Origin of the sequence: Stenotrophomonas sp. 610A2 (assembly GCF_030549615.1) — a bacterium.
Taxonomy (GTDB): domain Bacteria; phylum Pseudomonadota; class Gammaproteobacteria; order Xanthomonadales; family Xanthomonadaceae; genus Stenotrophomonas; species Stenotrophomonas pigmentata.
Map to the genome: position 1 here is coordinate 1,318,084 of NZ_CP130832.1, position 18,097 is coordinate 1,336,180.

The 18,097-nt window shown below is 64.1% G+C and carries 19 protein-coding genes; 9 read left to right on the forward strand and 10 right to left on the reverse strand.

Annotated features, from left to right (window positions below; translation table 11 throughout):
* Positions 1 to 59: 59 nt before the first annotated feature.
* The 3 genes from Q5Z11_RS05940 (at position 60) to Q5Z11_RS05950 (ending at position 3,487) form a co-directional block, all read left to right on the forward strand.
* Positions 60 to 254 (forward strand): hypothetical protein, encoded by a 195-nt coding sequence (locus Q5Z11_RS05940; RefSeq protein ID WP_303749125.1) that lies wholly within the window; start codon positions 60 to 62, stop codon positions 252 to 254.
* A gap of 261 nt (positions 255 to 515) precedes the next feature.
* A complete protein-coding gene (locus Q5Z11_RS05945; protein ID WP_405051679.1) occupies positions 516 to 1,529 on the forward strand; it encodes an Lnb N-terminal periplasmic domain-containing protein in 1,014 nt (337 codons plus the stop codon).
* Positions 1,526 to 3,487, forward strand: coding sequence for an esterase/lipase family protein (locus tag Q5Z11_RS05950; protein WP_303749126.1), 1,962 nt, complete (start codon positions 1,526 to 1,528; stop codon positions 3,485 to 3,487). Before Q5Z11_RS05945 ends, Q5Z11_RS05950 begins: the two co-directional genes overlap by 4 nt.
* Positions 3,488 to 3,589: 102 nt before the next feature.
* On the opposite strand, the gene Q5Z11_RS05955 is transcribed toward Q5Z11_RS05950, so the two are convergent.
* The gene (locus tag Q5Z11_RS05955; protein ID WP_303749127.1) at positions 3,590 to 4,951 is read right to left on the reverse strand and encodes an MFS transporter; all 1,362 of its coding nucleotides are present in this window, start codon (positions 4,949 to 4,951) and stop codon (positions 3,590 to 3,592) included.
* Positions 4,952 to 5,025: 74 nt separating this feature from the next.
* On the opposite strand from Q5Z11_RS05955, the gene soxR reads away from it, so the two are divergent.
* The gene (soxR, locus tag Q5Z11_RS05960; RefSeq protein WP_303749128.1) at positions 5,026 to 5,460 is read left to right on the forward strand and encodes a redox-sensitive transcriptional activator SoxR; all 435 of its coding nucleotides are present in this window, start codon (positions 5,026 to 5,028) and stop codon (positions 5,458 to 5,460) included.
* 90 nt (positions 5,461 to 5,550) lie between these two features.
* Here soxR and Q5Z11_RS05965 read toward each other — a convergent pair whose 3' ends face one another.
* The 5 genes from Q5Z11_RS05965 to Q5Z11_RS05985 form a co-directional block, all read right to left on the reverse strand.
* Entirely contained in the window at positions 5,551 to 5,958 is a 408-nt protein-coding gene (locus tag Q5Z11_RS05965; RefSeq protein ID WP_303749129.1) for a hypothetical protein, read from the reverse strand.
* A gap of 83 nt (positions 5,959 to 6,041) precedes the next feature.
* On the reverse strand, positions 6,042 to 7,442 hold the full coding sequence (locus Q5Z11_RS05970) for a phosphatase domain-containing putative toxin (RefSeq protein WP_303749130.1): 1,401 nt from the start codon (positions 7,440 to 7,442) through the stop codon (positions 6,042 to 6,044).
* Positions 7,443 to 7,724: 282 nt separating this feature from the next.
* Positions 7,725 to 8,186, reverse strand: a complete 462-nt coding sequence (locus Q5Z11_RS05975) for a DUF4426 domain-containing protein (RefSeq protein ID WP_303749131.1) — start codon at positions 8,184 to 8,186, stop codon at positions 7,725 to 7,727.
* Between the two features lie 226 nt (positions 8,187 to 8,412).
* The gene (proC, locus tag Q5Z11_RS05980; protein ID WP_303749132.1) at positions 8,413 to 9,246 is read right to left on the reverse strand and encodes a pyrroline-5-carboxylate reductase; all 834 of its coding nucleotides are present in this window, start codon (positions 9,244 to 9,246) and stop codon (positions 8,413 to 8,415) included.
* Between the two features lie 31 nt (positions 9,247 to 9,277).
* A complete protein-coding gene (locus Q5Z11_RS05985) occupies positions 9,278 to 9,949 on the reverse strand; it encodes a YggS family pyridoxal phosphate-dependent enzyme (RefSeq protein WP_303749133.1) in 672 nt (223 codons plus the stop codon).
* An 86-nt stretch (positions 9,950 to 10,035) separates the two neighbouring features.
* On the opposite strand from Q5Z11_RS05985, the gene Q5Z11_RS05990 reads away from it, so the two are divergent.
* On the forward strand, positions 10,036 to 11,073 hold the full coding sequence (locus Q5Z11_RS05990; protein WP_296251652.1) for a type IV pilus twitching motility protein PilT: 1,038 nt from the start codon (positions 10,036 to 10,038) through the stop codon (positions 11,071 to 11,073).
* Between the two features lie 112 nt (positions 11,074 to 11,185).
* Positions 11,186 to 12,316: a PilT/PilU family type 4a pilus ATPase gene (locus Q5Z11_RS05995; protein ID WP_303749134.1), complete on the forward strand. Its 1,131-nt coding sequence runs from the start codon at positions 11,186 to 11,188 to the stop codon at positions 12,314 to 12,316.
* A 316-nt stretch (positions 12,317 to 12,632) separates the two neighbouring features.
* On the opposite strand, the gene Q5Z11_RS06000 is transcribed toward Q5Z11_RS05995, so the two are convergent.
* The gene (locus tag Q5Z11_RS06000) at positions 12,633 to 13,169 is read right to left on the reverse strand and encodes a DNA-3-methyladenine glycosylase I (protein WP_303749135.1); all 537 of its coding nucleotides are present in this window, start codon (positions 13,167 to 13,169) and stop codon (positions 12,633 to 12,635) included.
* 77 nt (positions 13,170 to 13,246) lie between these two features.
* Here Q5Z11_RS06000 and Q5Z11_RS06005 point away from each other — a divergent pair, with 77 nt between their 5' ends.
* Genes Q5Z11_RS06005 through Q5Z11_RS06015 form a run of 3 tightly spaced genes read left to right on the forward strand, consistent with a single transcriptional unit; the run spans position 13,247 to position 15,241 of the window.
* Positions 13,247 to 13,813, forward strand: a complete 567-nt coding sequence (locus Q5Z11_RS06005; RefSeq protein ID WP_303749136.1) for a YqgE/AlgH family protein — start codon at positions 13,247 to 13,249, stop codon at positions 13,811 to 13,813.
* Entirely contained in the window at positions 13,806 to 14,273 is a 468-nt protein-coding gene (ruvX, locus tag Q5Z11_RS06010) for a Holliday junction resolvase RuvX (RefSeq protein ID WP_303749137.1), read from the forward strand. The genes Q5Z11_RS06005 and ruvX overlap by 8 nt, the downstream gene beginning before the upstream one ends.
* A gap of 17 nt (positions 14,274 to 14,290) precedes the next feature.
* Positions 14,291 to 15,241, forward strand: a complete 951-nt coding sequence (locus Q5Z11_RS06015) for an aspartate carbamoyltransferase catalytic subunit (protein WP_303749138.1) — start codon at positions 14,291 to 14,293, stop codon at positions 15,239 to 15,241.
* Positions 15,242 to 15,529: 288 nt separating this feature from the next.
* Here Q5Z11_RS06015 and Q5Z11_RS06020 read toward each other — a convergent pair whose 3' ends face one another.
* The 3 genes from Q5Z11_RS06020 to mgtE all read right to left on the reverse strand — a co-directional run bounded on the left by Q5Z11_RS06020 (position 15,530) and on the right by mgtE (position 18,086).
* Positions 15,530 to 16,267, reverse strand: coding sequence for a tetratricopeptide repeat protein (locus tag Q5Z11_RS06020; protein WP_303749139.1), 738 nt, complete (start codon positions 16,265 to 16,267; stop codon positions 15,530 to 15,532).
* 77 nt (positions 16,268 to 16,344) lie between these two features.
* Entirely contained in the window at positions 16,345 to 16,608 is a 264-nt protein-coding gene (locus tag Q5Z11_RS06025; protein WP_303749140.1) for a hypothetical protein, read from the reverse strand.
* A gap of 116 nt (positions 16,609 to 16,724) precedes the next feature.
* Entirely contained in the window at positions 16,725 to 18,086 is a 1,362-nt protein-coding gene (gene mgtE / locus Q5Z11_RS06030; protein WP_303749141.1) for a magnesium transporter, read from the reverse strand.
* Positions 18,087 to 18,097 lie beyond the last annotated feature (11 nt).

Genomic DNA, 18,097 nt, shown 5'->3' on the forward strand with positions numbered 1-18,097 from the left:
GCCTTCCTTAAGCATCTATGCTGGGATGCCTGAATGATCAGGCCAACAAGGAAAGTGGCATGAAGAAGTGGATCAAGCGCGTTGTTGCGTGTGGCTTCCTTTCGATGGCTGCCTTTGGTGGTACGGCCTCGGCCTCATGGTGTGGAACGCCGTGTGTGACGTCGTACAACGCCTGCATTGCGCGCGGTACTGCGCCTGAGAAGTGCGAGGCGATTCTTGAAGCATGTCTGGAAGGGTTGTGCCCCAATGGCTGAGCATTCCCTGCATCATTGAGGTGAGGGGACAGGCTCGGCATGACGCCGAGTCTTGTCCTCAGATAAACGAAAGCCGGCCTAGCGTCGGCTTTTTCCCATTTCACTCCGCTTTCCGCGCCCGGCAGGCTATCTTTGCCGCGGGTCGCTGGCGACCCATTCATTTCGCGGTGGTTCCGGCCTGGCGCGGTGCGCTTCCGGGACTGTTGGGTCTTTCAGGAGAGTGAAGTGGCAAATGTAGGGAAGCGGCGTCTGGGCAGTGTTGTGCGTGGCGTCGGTCGGGTCCTGTTGGCGTTCCTGTGTCTGTGCATCGGTATCTGGGGCGGGTTTGCGCTGTGGTACCAGTTCCCCGGCAATGTGGTGGCCAAGGTCGTGGCGATCCTGGTGTGGTGCGTGCCCAGCATCTGGGCGATCCGCGCGGGTTTCGGGCCGCTGCGGCGCTGGCATTCGCTGGCGGTGTTCGGGGCGCTGTTTGCGGTGATGCTGATCTGGTGGGCGACCATCGACCCGCAACAGGACCGGGCCTGGGCCGATGACGTGGCGCAGCCGCTGCATGCGCGCATCGAGGGGGACCGCCTGATCATCGACAACGTGCGCAACTTCCGTTGGCGGACCGAGACCGACTATGACGTGCGCTGGGAAGCGCGCGAGTACGATCTGTCGCAGGTGCAGTCGGTGGACATGATCCTGTCCTATTGGATGGGCCCGGCGATTGCGCACACGCTGGTGTCGTTCGGTTTTGCCGATGGCCGCCAGCTGGTGTTCTCGCTGGAGATCCGCAAGGAGCGGGGCGAATCGTTCTCGGCGCTGGGTGGCTTCTTCCGCAAGTTCGAGGCGGTGTTGGTGGCCTCGGATGAGCGCGACATCGTGCTGACGCGCAGCAATGTGCGCGGCGAGGATGTCTATCTGTACCGGCTGCATGGGCTGAGCCTGGATAAGATGCGCGATCTGCTGCGCTTCTACGTGGACCGCGCGCAGCAGCTGGAACAGGCACCGCGCTTCTACAACACGCTGACCAGCAACTGCACCACGGTGGTGTTCGAGCTGATGCGCCGCATCCAGCCCAATCTGCCGCTGGATTACCGCCTGCTGGCCTCCGGCTATCTGGCCGAATACGCCGCCGACGTCGGTGGGCTGACCCCGGGCGTGCCGCTGGCGACTCTGCAACAATCGGGGCGTATAACGCTGCGTGCACGCGAAGCGGGCGATGTGGCTGATTTCTCTTCCCGGATACGCGCAGGCGTACCCGGCATTCCAGCACCAGGAACCAACCCATGACCCACACCCCGCAGACATGGATACGCCGGTTGTTGCCGGTGGTCGCGGTAATGGCGCTGCTGCTGTCCAGCGGCTGCGCCATGGTGAAGATGAAAGCGGTGAGTAACACCGATTACGTGATGCTCAAGCGTGGCGACATCCTCAGCACCGGCAAGCTCAGTGCCTTGTCGCAGGAGTCGCTGTCGGTCATCGGCTTGACCGAAAGTGACTGCAGCAAGGACCTGCCGACCTGCCGGCAGACGGTGGCCACCAACGACGGCCTGCAGTCCGAGCAGCGCCTGTCCACGCTGGCCGAGCTGTGGATGCAGCAGGCCTTGGCGCTCACTCCCAAAGCCAAGGGCAACGAGCCCATCGAGCTGCCGCCGGCGGCGCTGGATGCCTGGCTGGAAACCGCACGCTATTCCTATCTCTACCTGTTCTTCAGTGGCCGCAGCCCGGCGCAGCGCGCCCTGGAAGACCGGCTTACCCAGGTGCGGGATTACTACAACTACGCCACCGAGCAGGCGGCCTCGGTGGTGTTCCAGCGTACGCGTGCGCGCGCGCTGGAAGGGCAGGACATTACCCTGCCGGTGCAGGTGGACAACTGGACCATCAGCACGAAGTTCGATGAGCTCAAGTTCGAGGGTGTGCCCAGGCAACTGGTAGCTGCATCCTCGGTGAGTTTTGCCGGGCTGCGCAGTTCCTACCGTCGCGATGGCTTCGGTGCCGAGCTGGTGGCGATGATGGAAGCGCCAGCGCTGGCGCAGGCGATTGAAGTTGAAGAACGCAAGCAAAACCTCCCGGTTTACAGCGAGATGCCCGCGGTCAACGTGACCGCTGTGCTGAACTTCAGCGGCAATACGCTGGAAGAAATACTGGCAACCCGGCAGGTGCAGTTGGAGGCTTATTCGCCCGACCTCAGCAGCATCCAGATGCGCGGCCAGGAAGTGCCGCTGGCGGCCAACTTCACTGCCGCCTACGGCCTGTGGCTTGCCCAATCCGGCTTCGCCACAGAATCACTGCGCACCTTGTTCGGCCGTGGCGAAGGCATCCGTGAGCCGCATATCTACCTGATGCAGCCCTACGATCCGAACAAGCGCATCATCTTCATGTTGCATGGCCTGGCCAGCAGCCCGGAGGCCTGGGTGAACCTGGCCAACGAGATCATGGGCGACGAGGAAATGCGCGAGCATTACCAGGTGTGGTCGGTGTATTACCCGACCAATGCGCCGATCGCCTTGAACCGGTACACCATCAGCAAGGCCTTCAACAGCACGCTGCATCACTTCGATCCCAAGGGCACGGCGCCGGCATCGCACGACATGGTGTTCATTGGCCACAGCATGGGCGGGGTGATCGCGCGGCTGATGCTCAGTGACTCGGGCGATGTGCTGTGGGAAAACACCCGCCAGCGCTACAACCTGCAGGGCGAGCGCTTGGCGCGGGTCGAAGCCAAGCTCGGGCCGGTGCTGCATTTTACTCCGCAGCCGAATGTGGAGCGGGCGATTTTCCTGGCCTCACCGCACAAGGGCACGGATGCGGCCGGCAACCGGCTCGGCCGTTTGATCGGCAGGCTGGTGCGCTTGCCGCTGACGATTCTTGGTGCCTTTGGCGACGCCTTCATGGCGCTGCAGGACCCGGGCGAAGCTGATGGCAAGAAGCCCAAGGAACCGGTGATCACCAACAGCATCGAGAACCTGAAGGCCAGTGATCCCTTCATCGAGGCGTCCTCGGCGCTGCCCATCCAACCGGGCCTGAAGTACCACTCGATCATCGCCAAGCGCAAAGCCGAGGTGCCGACTGCGCAGTCCGACGATGGGCTGGTGCCGTACTGGAGCGCGCATCTGGATGGTGCGCTGTCGGAGAAGGTGATCGTGTCCGGCCACAGCGTGCAGGAAACGCCGGAAGCGGTGCTGGAAGTGCGCCGCATCCTGCGCCAGGACCTGCTGGAAGTGGAAGGCGTGGACGCTGCGCACTGAGCCTGTGGCGGGCTGCGTGCAGCCCGGGCAATGGATCAGGCCGGAGAGCGTCGCGCTGAGCTGCGACGCAGGAGATAGCTGAGCTGCGTGATCGAGCGCTGCTCAGCCGATGCGGCGACCAACCACGGTTGCCAATCCGGCCAACAGCAGGGTCACCACGAAGCACAGCAGATAGCCGGTGGTTTCATTGCCGCCGACCGTTGTGGCAAACAGCGAGCCGGAGATCGCCAGCGTCGATGCCACCGCGATGCCTTCGCTCAGCTGCAAGGCCGAGCTGTTTGCACCTTGCTCGTGCGGCGCCGACAGTGACAAGGTCAGCACCGACAGGCTGGGGTAGATCAGGCCCATGCCCAGCCCGGTCAGCGCCCAGCCGGCAAGCGCCAGCATCAAGGGCACGCCCGGATACAGCGTGAGCACGGAAATCAGCAGGCCTGCCAGCATCAGCCAGGTGCCGGCCTGCAGCATGTGAGTGCGGCGCCAACCGAAGTGCTGGTGGCCTTGCATCCATGAGCCGGAGAACCAGCCCAGCGCACCCAGGCTGAGCGCTGCGCCGGCCCACAGCGGTGACAGGTCGCGCTCGCGCTGCAGCAGCAATGGCAGGAAGGCTTCGGCGCCAAAGAAGGCCGACGCGGCAATGCCACGCAAGGCGATCACGCTGGGCAGGCCGCGGCGCAGCAGCAAGCTGCCGCTGGGCAGCAGATGACGCGCGCAGAAAATCAAAGCGATCACTGCCACCGTCATCACCGCCAGCGCCTGCATGCCCTGCAGCTGTCCGCCGACATACAGCAACAGCGCGGCCAGCGCCGTGCCTATCGCCCAGCGCACCACTGGCCGCTGCTCGACATCGCGACGGATGCTGGTTTGGGTACTGCGCAAGGCCGGCAACAGCAGCCAGGCCGCCGGCAAGGCCAACACCGGCACGATGAGGAAGACCCAGCGCCAGCTCAGGTGCTGCACGATCAGTCCGCTCAGGCTTGGGCCGATCAGCGAGGGCACCACCCAGCCAGCGGAGAAGGCTGCGAATACCTTGGGGCGCAGCGCTTCCGGATAGGTGCGCGCAACCAGCACATACAGCGACACCGAGATCGCGCCGATGCCGACGCCCTGTAGCAGGCGGCCGACGATCAATACATCCATGCGCGGCGCCAAACCGGCCAGCAGCAGGCCAATCAGGAAGCTGCCCAGGCCCAGCCACAACGGTCGTGCCGGACCTTGCTGGTCGCACATGCGGCCGGCCAGGGTCATGCCGATCACGCTGGTGGCCAGTGCACCGCCGAAGGCCAGCGCGTACAGGCGTAGTCCGTCCAAGGCCTCGGCCACGCTCGGCATTGCGGCGGCCACGGCCAGCGCCTCGAAGGCGATCAGCGAGATCAGCGCAACCATTCCGAAGGTGGTAGCACGGTACTGCGGGGCGAGGATGGAGGTGCTTGCCGGCGGGGCCGAGGCGATGCTTTGGGAACTCATGATGCGACGCTGCTGCTTGAGTTGCGGCTGGGGGGCGTGCAGCATCACACCTCAACCATGGTTGAGGTCAAGTGATGTCCACGCGGGAACTGAGTGTAGGTGAAGTGGCCAAGCGCAGCGGTGTTGCGGTATCGGCCTTGCACTTCTATGAGCGCAAGGGACTGATCCGGAGCCAGCGCACCGCCGGTAACCAGCGGCGATTCCAGAGTGATGTGCTGCGTCGGCTGGCGTTGATCCAGGCCGCACAGCGGGTGGGCATGCCGCTGCAGGCGGTGGCCGAGCGCCTGGCGGAACTGCCGGAAGGGCGCGCGCCCACAAAGGCTGACTGGGCGAAGATGTCCGCGCGCTGGCGCAAGGAGCTGGATGAGCGCATCGCGACATTGCAGTTCATGCGCGACCAGCTCAGCGATTGCATTGGCTGCGGTTGCCTGTCGTTGAAGCGCTGCGGCCTGCTGAATCCGCAGGACGTGCTGGGGCAGCGAGGCGAAGGCCCGCAACGCGTGGGCTAGCGTTGCGAGACGGGATAGGCAAGCTGCCGGGTATCGGACGACACGCCAGCAGTGCATGCTGCCCGGGCCACGGTGCGTGGCCCGGATGCATCAGATTTCCGCTTCGATCGCCGGCATCGCCAGACGCGAGCGGGTCAGTACCATGCCGAGGTTGGCGGTGCGGCGGCAGACGAACACCATCACGTAGTCCGGGTAGCGCTTGCCGCGCATGAAGACGTGGATCAGGTTTTCGCTGTTGACGATGATTTCCTGGAAGTAATGTGCGCCTTCCTGGTCTTCCAGGCCGCGTGCGCGGCGGAACATCTGCTCGATGCTGCGGATGTTCGGGCCCTGGTACAGATCGGCGGTAGCCGCGGCGACCAGATCCAGCACTTCGCGCGGATGCGAATCCACGGTGCGTACCGACAGCAGCATGCCGGAGCTGATATCGACGTAGCCGGCGGCCACGCATTCGGGGATGGAGGCAACGGATTGCTGCAGGGTGGTGTCGAGCGACATGGGGGAATCCTTGCGGAAGGGGGGAGAAAAGGAATAGCGATGCCCGCAGGCCGCAGTGCGACCCGGCATCACTCAGGGGTTGATCAATCGCAGGCGCGTATCAGCAGGTTTTCTTCCAGTGCATGCAGCAGGTCTTCCTGCTCCTGCGACTGCACGAAACCCGGGTCCAAGGTGCGCAGGCGGCGCAGCGCTTCATCGGCGGTGAGCCCTTCGCGGATCAGCCACGCGGCCAACACCATGCCGGTGCGGCCAAGGCCGGCCAGGCAGTGCACGGCGACGACTTCGCCTTCGCGCAACATCACCTCGATCTTGGCCAGCAGCAGCTTGGCCCACAGCAAGGGCGGTGCGCCGCGGTCAACGATGCCCAGGTGGTAGCTGCGCAGACCGAAAGCTGCCAAGCGTTCAGCCGACATCTCGCGTTCGGTGAGGTTGACCAGCATGGTCACGCCCATGCCACGCAGCAAGGCCAGATCGTGATCTATGGCGAATACCACGCCGGGCATCGGGCAGCCGGCGAGCTTGCCCGGCACCAGCCAGTGGAAGCCATTGGGGCCGCGCCGTGAGGGCGTGGCGGAAAGACGGACTGGTGCAGGTGTAGATGCTGGCAACGGACGAGCAATGGAAGTCTCGGCTGCGGCGCCGACAGCTCGGCCTGGTGATTTCTCAGCGATGACAACTGGTGCAGGCGCGGCCACACCATCGGCCAGTTCCTCGGGACGTGCATCCGGTGCCGGTACATGGCAGCTGCCGGTGCGCAGGAACTGCGCCAGCACAGCGTGCTGCCCGCGATTGGCAAAGAAGGCCTCCACGGGTGCATCAACCTGTATCTGGCCGCCGGCCAGCAGAATCACCCGCGAAGCGATACGTCGGGCCTGGCCTTGATGGTGCAGGCTGACCAGGCAGCAGTGCGTGGCGGACAGGCGCTCTATCAGTGTGAGCACGGCTTCGGCGTCGGTCGACTCCAGTTCGCTGGTCGGCTCGTCGATCAATAGCAGCGGACTGCCGCTGAAGGCGGCGCGCAGGATGGCGACCTGGCGGGCGAGTCCGCGCGGCAGGTCGATCACCCGCTGCTGCAGATGCGCGGCTACAGCGGTGGCGCCCAGGGCCTGCAGGCGCGCGTCGATCTGTTCGCGCAATGCCTGTGGCTTGTTGCCTGATTGCGGGCGCAGCGCGGCGCTGAGGTTCTCCAGTACGCTGAAGCCAAGTTCGCGTGCGTGTTGTTGGACCAAAACCGGCGGTTGGGTCGTGTTGGCCAGCGGCTTGCCCTGGAACAGCAACGTGCCCCAGCGCTCGCCATGTGCATTGCTTTGCCCGGACAGCGCCTGCAGCAACGAGGACTTGCCGGTGCCGCCCGGGCCCATCAACACCACGATGCCGGTACCGCTGATGCTCAGATCAATAGATGCCAACACAGTGCGTTGGCCACGGCGCATGCCCCAGCCTTGCAGCTGCAGCAACGGAGTAGGGGAGTTGTGGACTGGCAAGTACGTCACTCTGCCCGTCGCAAACCCGTTTCTGGGGCCTGCGCGGAATTGGAAAGGCGGTCAGTATGGTTTGTGTTAATTCCATGTCAATTTGACTTTGTGATGTGCGCGCGCAGGCTGCATCAGACGCGCAGGCAGCGACCTGTTCGCAGCTGCGCGGTCATATCAAATTGATTGGGAAAGGAAATGCGTGCATTTCCGGCAGCGTTGCAAACGCCATTTCCAACGACGAATACGGCGTTGGAGCGCTGAACAAGACGATGCTTATTGTTTCAGCGGGATTCAGAAATTCCGCTCGAAACCCACGTTTCCTGCGCCTGCATCTGCAGTGATCTGCAGGTCGATGCGCAGTTGATCGCGCGGATGTGCATCGAGTACGCCGATCAGATCTGTGTACTCGCCGGTACGCACGGCACGCAATTCAATCTGCTGACGTTTGCCGGAGAGATCGGTGGCGACGGCCTGCACCTTGCCGTCTGTTGGCAGTTCTTCGCCTTGCGCGAGTTGCCGCAGGGCGACCACCAGCAGTGCGCGGTCGGCTTCGCGCTGCACCTGATAGCTGCGTGCCACGGCATCGTTCATCGCCAGCGTTGGCAGCAGGTTGTAGTGCACGCGCAGCTTGCCGAGGTCGGTGTGGCTGGGTTGCGCTTGTTGGATGACGGCTGCGCGCGGGGAGGGCTCTGCGGAACAGGCGGCGAGGGTAAGCAGCAGGGTGGAGGACAGCGTTAGGGCGAACCGGGGCATGGTGTTGGTGTCCTTGGGCTGTGGTGTTGGATTGGGCTTTTTTGATTGCTTGAAAGCTACAAGGCTTCGCCTTGCCCCTCTCCCGAACCCCCGCTCCGCGCCCCGGCCCTTGCGCCAGCGCAAGGGCGTTCGATGGGCAGCGAACCGGCGGTTCGCAAGCTGCCCCTCTCACCCCACAAGGGGAGAAGGGCTTGGTATTGCGTGCAACTTGCAGCGTTCTTGCTGCTCAATCGTTCGCTGCAGACAGTTCCTTGCCGCGTTTCGCCGCAGCATCAATGGCGCGCGCTGTCAGTGCTTCAAAGCCGCCGGCCTGGAAGGTTTCTATCGCTGCCTGGGTTGTGCCGCCCGGCGAGGTGACGCGGCGACGTAGTTCGGCCGGGGCTTCGCCGGCTTCGGTCAGCATCCGTGCGGCGCCGAGGACGGTTTCGAGTACCAGTGTGCGTGCCGCGTCCGCCGGCAGGCCTTGTTCCAGTGCAGCGGCTTCCATCGCTTCGGCCAGCAGGAAAATATAGGCCGGGCCGCTGCCGGAGACGGCGGTCACTGCGTCCATCTGTGCTTCGTCATCGATCCAGACGGTGCGGCCGGCGCTGGCAAGCAGCTGTTCGGTCTGCGAGCGCTGGGCAGCGGACACGCGCGGATTGGCGAACAGGCCGGTGACGCCTGCGCCCAATAGGGCGGGAGTGTTGGGCATGGCACGGACGACGGCCTGGTTGCCGCCGAGCCAGCGCTCCAACTGTGCGGCGGTGATGCCGGCGGCGATCGATGCGACTACCGGTTGCTGGCTGGCGGCAACCGGACTCAGTGCTTCGCAGACCGAGCGCATCACCTGCGGCTTGACCGCCATCAGCCATAGTCCGGCATGCGCCGCGGCGGCTTCAGCGGCGTTGTAGGTATGCACGCCGAAGTCCTGCGCCAGCGCCTCGCGCAGGGCGGCGACCGGTTCGGCGACATGGATGCGGCTGGCGGCCATGCCGCGACGCAGCAAACCAGCGATCAGGCTGCGCGCCATGTTGCCGCCGCCGATGAAGGCGACATCTGTGTCGGGGAGGTCTGGGTGCATGTTGCTGGTCATCAATCCGATCTCACTGCGATCAAGGGGTGGGGCGCTGGCCGAACAAGGCGGTGCCGACCCGGACCATGGTCGAGCCGGCGGCGATGGCTTCGGCAAAGTCACTGCTCATGCCCATCGAAAGTGTATCGACCCGCGGGTGGTGCGCGGCCAGATCGGTAAACAAGGCCTGCATCCGCGCGAACGCGGCCTGCCGCTTGGCCGCTTCCGGGAACGGTGCCGGGATCGCCATCAGGCCGCGCAGGCAGAGCCGCGGTTCGCCAGCGATGGCTTCGGCCAAGGCGTTTACCTGCTCCGGGGCGCAGCCGTGCTTGCTGTCCTCGTCGTCGATGTTGACCTGGATCAGCACGTTGAGGGGGGGCAAAGCGGACGGGCGGGCCTTGGCCAAAGCGGTGACCAGCTTGCCCCGGTCAACGGTCTGCACCCAGTCGAAGACCTGTGCGGCCAGCTCGGCCTTGTTGGACTGCAGGTGGCCGATCAGGTGCCACTCCAGGCCCAGCCCGGCCAGCTCGGTGATCTTGGCGGCAGCCTCCTGCACATAGTTTTCACCAAAGGCGCGCTGTCCTTGGGCGGCCAGGCCGGCCACCGCCGCTGCCGGCTGCAGCTTGGAAACGGCCAGCAGGCGGACCGCCCGGGAGGGGCTGGAAGCAGCGTCGATCTGCTGGCGGAGGGTGGCTAAAGGTACCGTTTGCAAAACATCAACCTCTTACGTGGGAAGGCTATACTGCCCGCCAGGGGAAACACCTTACATATACTCGCAACGCAGGGGACAGAGCGCGTATGGATATCGCTGAACTTTTGGCGTTCTCGGTCAAGAACAAGGCCTCGGACCTCCACCTCTCCGCTGGCCTGCCGCCGATGATCCGCGTGGACGGTGACGTCCGTCGCATCAACATCCCGGCCCTGGACCACAAACAAGTGCACGCGCTGGTGTACGACATCATGTCGGACAAGCAGCGTCGTGATTACGAAGAATTCCTCGAGGTCGACTTCTCGTTCGAGATTCCCTCGCTGGCGCGCTTCCGTGTCAACGCGTTCAACCAGAACCGCGGTGCCGGTGCGGTGTTCCGTACCATTCCCTCGGAAGTGCTGACGCTGGAAGACCTGGCCTGCCCGCCGATCTTCCGTGAGTTGATCGAACAGCCGCAGGGTCTGATCCTGGTCACCGGCCCGACCGGTTCGGGCAAGTCGACCACGCTGGCGGCGATGATCGACCACATCAACAAGAACGAATACGGTCACATCCTCACCGTCGAGGATCCGATCGAATTCGTGCACACCTCGCAGAAGTGCCTGATCAACCAGCGCGAAGTGCACCGCGATACGCACGGCTTCAACGAAGCACTGCGTTCGGCCTTGCGTGAAGACCCGGACATCATCCTGGTCGGCGAATTGCGTGACCTTGAGACCATCCGCCTGGCACTGACCGCGGCAGAAACCGGTCACCTGGTGTTCGGCACCCTGCATACCAGCTCGGCGGCCAAGACCATCGACCGTATCATCGACGTGTTCCCGGCCGGCGAAAAGCCGATGGTGCGCTCGATGCTGTCCGAGTCGCTGCGTGCGGTCATCTCGCAGGCACTGCTCAAGCGCGTTGGTGGTGGCCGTGTGGCCTCGCACGAAATCATGGTGGCAACACCGGCTATCCGTAACCTGATCCGCGAAGACAAGGTGGCGCAGATGTACTCGTCCATCCAGACCGGCCAGCAGGTGGGCATGCAGACGCTGGACCAGAACCTGCAGGATCTGGTCAAGCGCAGTCTGGTCACGCGCAACCAGGCCAAGGAATACGCCAAGGACAAGCGTCTGTTCGAGTAATTCCAGGTTTCGGGATTAGAGATTCGGAATTCGGGATTCGCAAAAGCCGGAATCGACGGGGCGCCGTGGAGTCATCCCACGCCCTGTCCCGGCTCTCCATCGGGAGCCAGACATGAGCACTATTGATTTCACCTCGTTCCTCAAGCTGATGGCGCACCAGAAGGCGTCGGACCTTTTCATCACCGCCGGCATGCCGCCGTCGATGAAGGTCAACGGCAAGCTGTCACCGATCACCCAGACACCGCTGACGGCGCAGCAAAGCCGCGACATGGTGCTCAACGTGATGACGCCGTCGCAGCGCGAGGAATTCGAGAAAACCCACGAATGCAACTTCGCCATCGGCGTCTCCGGCGTGGGTCGCTTCCGTGTGAGCTGCTTCTACCAGCGCAACCAGGTGGGCATGGTGCTGCGTCGCATCGAGACGCGCATTCCCACCGTGGAAGAGCTGAACCTGCCGCCGGTGATCAAGACGCTGGCGATGACCAAGCGCGGCATCATCCTGTTCGTCGGCGCCACCGGTACCGGCAAGTCGACCTCGCTGGCAGCGATGATCGGCTACCGCAACCAGAACTCGACCGGCCACATCATCACCATCGAAGACCCGATCGAATTCGTGCACAAGCATGAAGGCTGCATCGTGACCCAGCGCGAAGTCGGCATCGATACCGACAGCTGGGAAGCGGCGTTGAAGAACACGCTGCGGCAGGCGCCGGACGTGATCATGATCGGCGAAATCCGTACCCGCGAGGGCATGGATCACGCGGTTGCGTTCGCTGAAACCGGTCACCTGGTGCTGGCCACGCTGCATGCCAACAACGCCAACCAGGCGATGGATCGCATCATCAACTTCTTCCCGGAAGATCGCCGCAATCAGCTGTTGATGGATCTGTCGCTGAACCTGAAGGGTGTGGTCGCGCAGCAGCTGGTGCCGACCCCGGACGGCAAGAGCCGCCGCGTGGCGATGGAAATCCTGCTGGGCACGCCGCTGGTGCAGGACTACATCCGCGATGGCGAAGTGCACAAGCTGAAGGAAGTGATGAAGGATTCCGTGCAGTTGGGCATGAAGACCTTCGACCAGAGCCTGTTCGAGCTGTACCAGGCCGGCGAGATCAGCTACGACGACGCCTTGCGTTACGCCGACTCGCAGAACGAGGTGCGCCTGCGCATCAAGCTGTCGCAGGGCGGTGATGCCAAGACCTTGTCGCAGGGTCTGGACGGCGTGGAGATTGCCGAGGTTCGCTGAGTCTGGCGGGTTTGGTGGTTTGAAAAGCCGCTCCTTTTTGGGGCGGCTTTTTTGTTTTGGGGGCAAGAGCAAGATCAACAGCAAGATCAAGAGCACCCCTCCCGAACCCTCCCCTTCGCTGCGCGAAAGGGAGGGGCCAGAGCCAGAGCCAAAGCGAAAGGGAAAGCGAAAGCAGAAGCCGAAATCCAGGCTGAGGCCGCTCTTCCCCCTCCCTTTCGCGTAGCGAAGGGGAGGGCCGGGGAGGGGTGCTCTTGCTCTTGCTCTCGCTTTTGCTATTGCTCCCAGCTCCCGCTCAACTCAATAGCATCCTGGCAATTTACCGCCCCATCCAAGCCGGCCCAATCGCCGCAATCTTCACCATCACCGGGCAATCCTCCCGGTGCGCCCCGGGCAGGTAGCCCAGGCTCATCAAAAATTCACCGGTGATCTCGCCACCGGTGAACCGGAACGTCTTCTTGAACAGCTTCACCCACTCCGGCTTGGTCAGCGGGTGGTGCGCATCCAGCCACTGCGCAAAGCCGCCATGGGACGCACGCAGCCCCTGGATCACCTGCGCGTTATGGATCGCCGCCAGCACCTTGAGCCGGTTGCGGATGATGCTGGCGTCGGCCATCAACCGGGCGATATCCGCTTCCCCATAGGCCGCCACCGCGTCCACATCGAAGCCGCTGTAGGCACTGCGGAAGCCTTCACGCTTGCGCAGGATGGTTTCCCAGCTCAAACCGGCCTGGTTGATCTCCAGCAGCAGGCGTTCGAAGAGCTCGCGTTCATCGCGCTGCGGAAAGCCGTACTCGTTCTCGTGGTACGGCCCGTGCACGGGGTGGCCCGGGGCGAAATCACAGTAGTAGGTCATCGGCGTCTCCGCGTTAAGGAAGCCCGGATTATCGCCGCTACGAGGCGGCGGACGGCCGCAGCCGGTAGAATGCAGACATGTCTGCGCTGTCACCACCTCTATCCAACCATCTGCTGGTGGCACTGCCATCGCTTGTCGATCCACTGTTCGCCCGCAGCGTGGCCCTGATCTGCCAGCACGATGACAACGGCGCCATGGGCGTCGTGGTCAACCAACCCTCCGATTTCACCCTGGGCGATGTGTTCGCGCAGATGGAGATCGATACCGACGACGGCGACCTGCGCGCCGTACCTGTGCTCAATGGCGGCCCGGTGCACACCGAGCGCGGTTTCGTCATCCATGACGATGCCCGCGCATGGGATTCCAGCCTGAAAGTGGCCGATGGTCTTTATCTGACCACCTCCCGCGACATCCTCGAGGCGATGGCCCGTGGCGAAGGCCCGCGCAATGCGCTGGTCACGCTTGGCTGTGCCGGCTGGAGCGAAGGGCAGTTGGAGCAGGAGCTGGCCGACAACAGCTGGCTGACCGTGCCTGCCGATGCCACCGTATTGTTCGAAACGCCGCTGGACGAGCGCTGGCAGCTTGCCGGCTCGCGGATCGGTGTGGATCTGTTCCTGGTCACCGGGTACAGCGGCCGTGCCTGAGTCCAGCGCACTTTCCACCAGCAGCACGGTCCTGGGTTTCGATGTCGGCTCGCGCCGCATCGGCGTTGCCATCGGCAGCTCGCTGGGCGTGGGCGCGCGCGCCCTCGCGGTGATCGATGTACATGGCAATGGCCCGGACTGGAACGCGCTGGACAAGCTGCAAAAGGAATGGCGGCCGCAGGGCATGATCGTCGGCGATCCGCTCACCCTGGAAGGCGAGGACCAGCCCAACCGCAAGCGCGCGCACGCCTTTGCCAGGCAGTTGCAGCAGCGCTACAAGGTGCCGGTGTTGCTGGTGGACGAACGTTCCAGCTCGGTCGAGGCCGCGCAGCGCTTTGCCGTGGAGCGCGCCGAAGGCCGCAAGCGCCGCCGCGATGCCGCCAACCTCGACGCCGTTGCCGCCGCTGTCATCATCGAGCGCTGGTTGTCGGCGCCGCACGAAGCCACCCCTATTTCCTGACTGTCGAAGACCCTGCCATGACCGCTTCGCAACTTGATGCCCAAGGACGCCTGCGCCACCTGCTGACCCTGGATGGTTTGCCGCGGGAAACCCTGCTGCAGCTGCTCGACCGTGCCGGCCAGATCCGCGATGCTGCGGTCGGCCGTATCAACAACAAGCGCGCGGTGCTGGCTGGCACTGGTGTTTGCACGCTGTTCTTCGAACCTTCCACCCGCACCCGCAGCTCATTCCAGCTGGCGGCGCAGCGGCTGGGCGCGGACGTGTTGAATTTCGACGCATCCACCTCCTCGACCCGCAAGGGCGAAACCGCCTGTGACACGCTGAAGAACCTGGAAGCGATGGGCGTGCGCGGTTTCATCGTGCGCCACCCGGATGATGGTGCGGTGGCTGAACTGGCGGGTGCTGCAGGTGAAGGCACTGCCCTGATCAACGCCGGCGATGGCCGCAGCTCGCATCCGACCCAGGGCCTGCTCGACATGCTGACCCTGCGTCAGGCCAAGGGCAGTGATTTCTCCAAGCTGAAAGTGGTGATCGTCGGCGACGTGAAGCATTCGCGCGTGGCCCGTACCGACCTGTTGGCGATGCGTACGCTGGGCGTCGGCGAGATCCGCGTCTGCGGCCCGCAATCGCTGTTGCCGGAGGATGGAATCCTGGATGGCTGCGTGGTTGGGCAGGATTTCGACGCGATGCTGGAAGGCGTTGATGCGCTGATGATGCTGCGTCTGCAGCGCGAGCGCATGGAAGAAGGCCTGGTGCCGTCGCTGGAGCAGTACCACGCCGAATACGGCCTCAACAACGAGCGCCTGAAGCGCGCGGCCAAGGACGCAGCAGTGCTGCACCCGGGCCCGATCAACCGCGGCGTGGAGGTCACCGACGAAGTGGCCGACGGCCCGCAGTCCTGGGTGTTGCGCCAGGTTGCCAATGGTGTTGCCGTGCGCATGGCGGTGCTGGAAACCCTGTTGGGTTGATCGCTGCCGGCTAGGCCGCTGCTTGTCCCCCTCCCTTGCGCCGAAGGCGGAGGGGAGGGCTGGGGAGGGGTTGGCTTTTGAGGCTTTCAAACATTGCCAGCTTCGCGGCTTACGCCGCTCCTACAACAGCAGGTTGGGATTGCGTGATGCCCCAGTGTAGAGCCGAGCCACGCTCGGCTGGGGCTCTACCGGGAATGCCCCTGCCGAGCATGGCTCGGCACTACGCAGCTGCGCTGGGGCATTACCGGTAAAGCCTCTGCCGAGCATGGCTCGGCACTACCTGGGTGGCTAAGGCTTTCCTGCCTGGCGCTTGCGTTGCTGCTGGATGTAGGTCATTTCGTTCTCGGCGACCTTGTTGCCGGGTTCCAGTGCCAATGACTCTTCGTATGCTGTCTGGGCTGCGTCCAGGTCACCCAGCTCGATCAAGGCATAGCCGGTTCCGCGTAGTGCCAGCGCCTCGGCGTACGCTGCTTCAGGATGGCTGCGGGTCAATGCCAGCGCCTGCTGGTAACTGCTCAGCGCTGCCGACCAGTCCTTGCTCATGTTCAGCGCCGCACCGCGTTCGGTCAGCGCTTCCGGTTCATAGGGCGCGGTTGCATGGGCCTTGTCCAGCCATCGTATTGCCTGCGCCGCATCGCGCAGTTCCACGGCGATGTAGCCCAGCTGGATGTAGACGTTGGCACAGGCGCTGTCCAGCCAGTCGATGGGCTCGCCGTCGCCGTGATCGCGCAGGTAAAGCTCGTATTGCCGCTGGGTGCGGAAGCTCAGCGAACGCCGTCCTGGCGCTGCACGGTAAGCGTCACATTGGCGCGCGGCGTCGAGTAGCACGGCTTTGGCCTGGGCATGCTCGCCTTTCACATTCAGGGTGCCGGCCTCCTGTACGGAAGCACGCAACTCCTTGCCCAGCGCTGGCTCACCTGGCTGCGAGTAGATCTGTGTGGTGCTGAGCGTGACCGGATCGACGGGGTCGTCAGCAAGTGCGTTGGCGCAGGCCAACGTCAGGGCAATACAAAGCAGATAACGCATACGTCCCCCGCGCAGCGATGTGGAGGCCAGCGTAGCCGGAGCCGCGGCGAATCGGTAGGGGGCTCCGGTGCAGGCGCTTAGCTGCGCGGTGCCATTGCCAGGATTGCCAGCTGCTGCTGGGCTTCTTCATTGCCAGCTGCGGCAGCGGCCTGCACCTGGGCCAGGTCCGGGTGTTGCACTACCAGCAGCGGGTATTCGCATTCGGGGCAGGCGTATTCGGTCTGCTCGTCGTGCAGCTCCATTTCCATCTGCCGTGAGCTGCCCTTCCATTCGCAGGCAGGGCAGTTGTGCAGCTCTTCGCGCCAGCCGGTCTGGTAGTAGTCGTTTACGGTGATGGTCATGGGCAGGGCCTGGAACAAGAGCGGTAAATGTAGCCCGGGTAAGCGGAAGCGCACCCGGGAGTTCTTCGCGGAAAGCCCCGGGTGCGCTGGCGCTTACCCGGGCTACGGCTCTGTGACTAATGCAGCAGCACCAGCGTGGCCAGGCCGAGGAAGGTGAAGAAGCCCATCGAGTCGGTGACTGCGGTCAGGAAGATGCCGCTGGCCAACGCCGGGTCGAACCCCAGACGTTTCAACGTCAACGGCACCAGCACGCCGGCCGATGCGGCGAACAATAGATTGAAGGTCAGCGCGATCGCGATAACCAGCGACAGTCCCGGCATATGGAACCACGCCAATACGATCAGGCCGAGCACGGTGCCCAGCACCACGCCATTGAGCAAGGCCACGCGCAGCTCTTTCCACAGCAGGGTGCGTGCATTGGAAGCGCCAACCTGGCCCAACGCCAGACCGCGGATCATCAGCGCAAGCACCTGGGTGCCGGCGTTGCCGCCAAGGCCGGCGACGATCGGCATCAGCACCGCCAGCGCCACCAGCTTGTCGATGGTGCCTTCGAAATGGCCAACCACGCTGGAGGCGAGGAAGGCGGTGCACAGGTTCACCGAGAGCCACATCAGGCGGCGGCGCATGGCGCGCCAGACCGGGCTGAACAGATCTTCGTCCTCGTCCAGACCGGCCGCGCCCAAGGCCTGGTGATCGGCCTGGCCACGGATGATGTCGACCACGTCATCGATGGTGATGCGGCCGATCAGGATGTTGTTGTCATCCACCACCGGTGCCGAGACCCAGTCATGATCGGAGAACTGGCGGGCCACTTCGTCGGCGCTTTCGCCCACGTCGATGGCTGGCTGTTCGTCGTCGATCAGGCGGTTGATCGGGGTGGTGTCTTCGTGGGTGACCAGCGAGGCCAGCGACAGCCTGCCCAGGTACTGGTGGCGACGGCTGACCACGAACAGGTGATCGGTGTGGTCCGGCAGTTCGCCGCGCAGGCGCAGGTAGCGCAGCACCACATCGACGTTGACGTCGGCGCGCACGGTGACCACGTCCGGGTTCATCAAGCGGCCGGCGGTATCTTCCGGATAGGACAGCACCTGCTCGAGCCGCTCGCGGTTCTCGCGATCCATCGACTTGAGCACTTCGTCGATGACGGTGTCGGGCAGGTCTTCGACCAGATCGGCAAGATCGTCGATGTCCAGGTCTTCGACCGCGGCGATGATCTCGTCCGCGTCCATGTCCGCCAGCAGGCTTTCGCGCACGTCTTCACCGACATGCACCAGCACCTCACCATCGTCCTCGGCATCGACCAGGCCCCACACCACTTCGCGCTTGCCTGGCGGCAGCGATTCGAGCAGGTTGCCGATTTCGGCCGGCGACAAGGTGTTGACCAGGCGCCGCACCGGGCCAAGACGGCCGCTGTCCAACGCATCGGAAAGCAGGCGCAGCTGGCGTGCGGTCTTGTCGTGGCGTACGGCTTCGGCCATGCGCAGCTCCC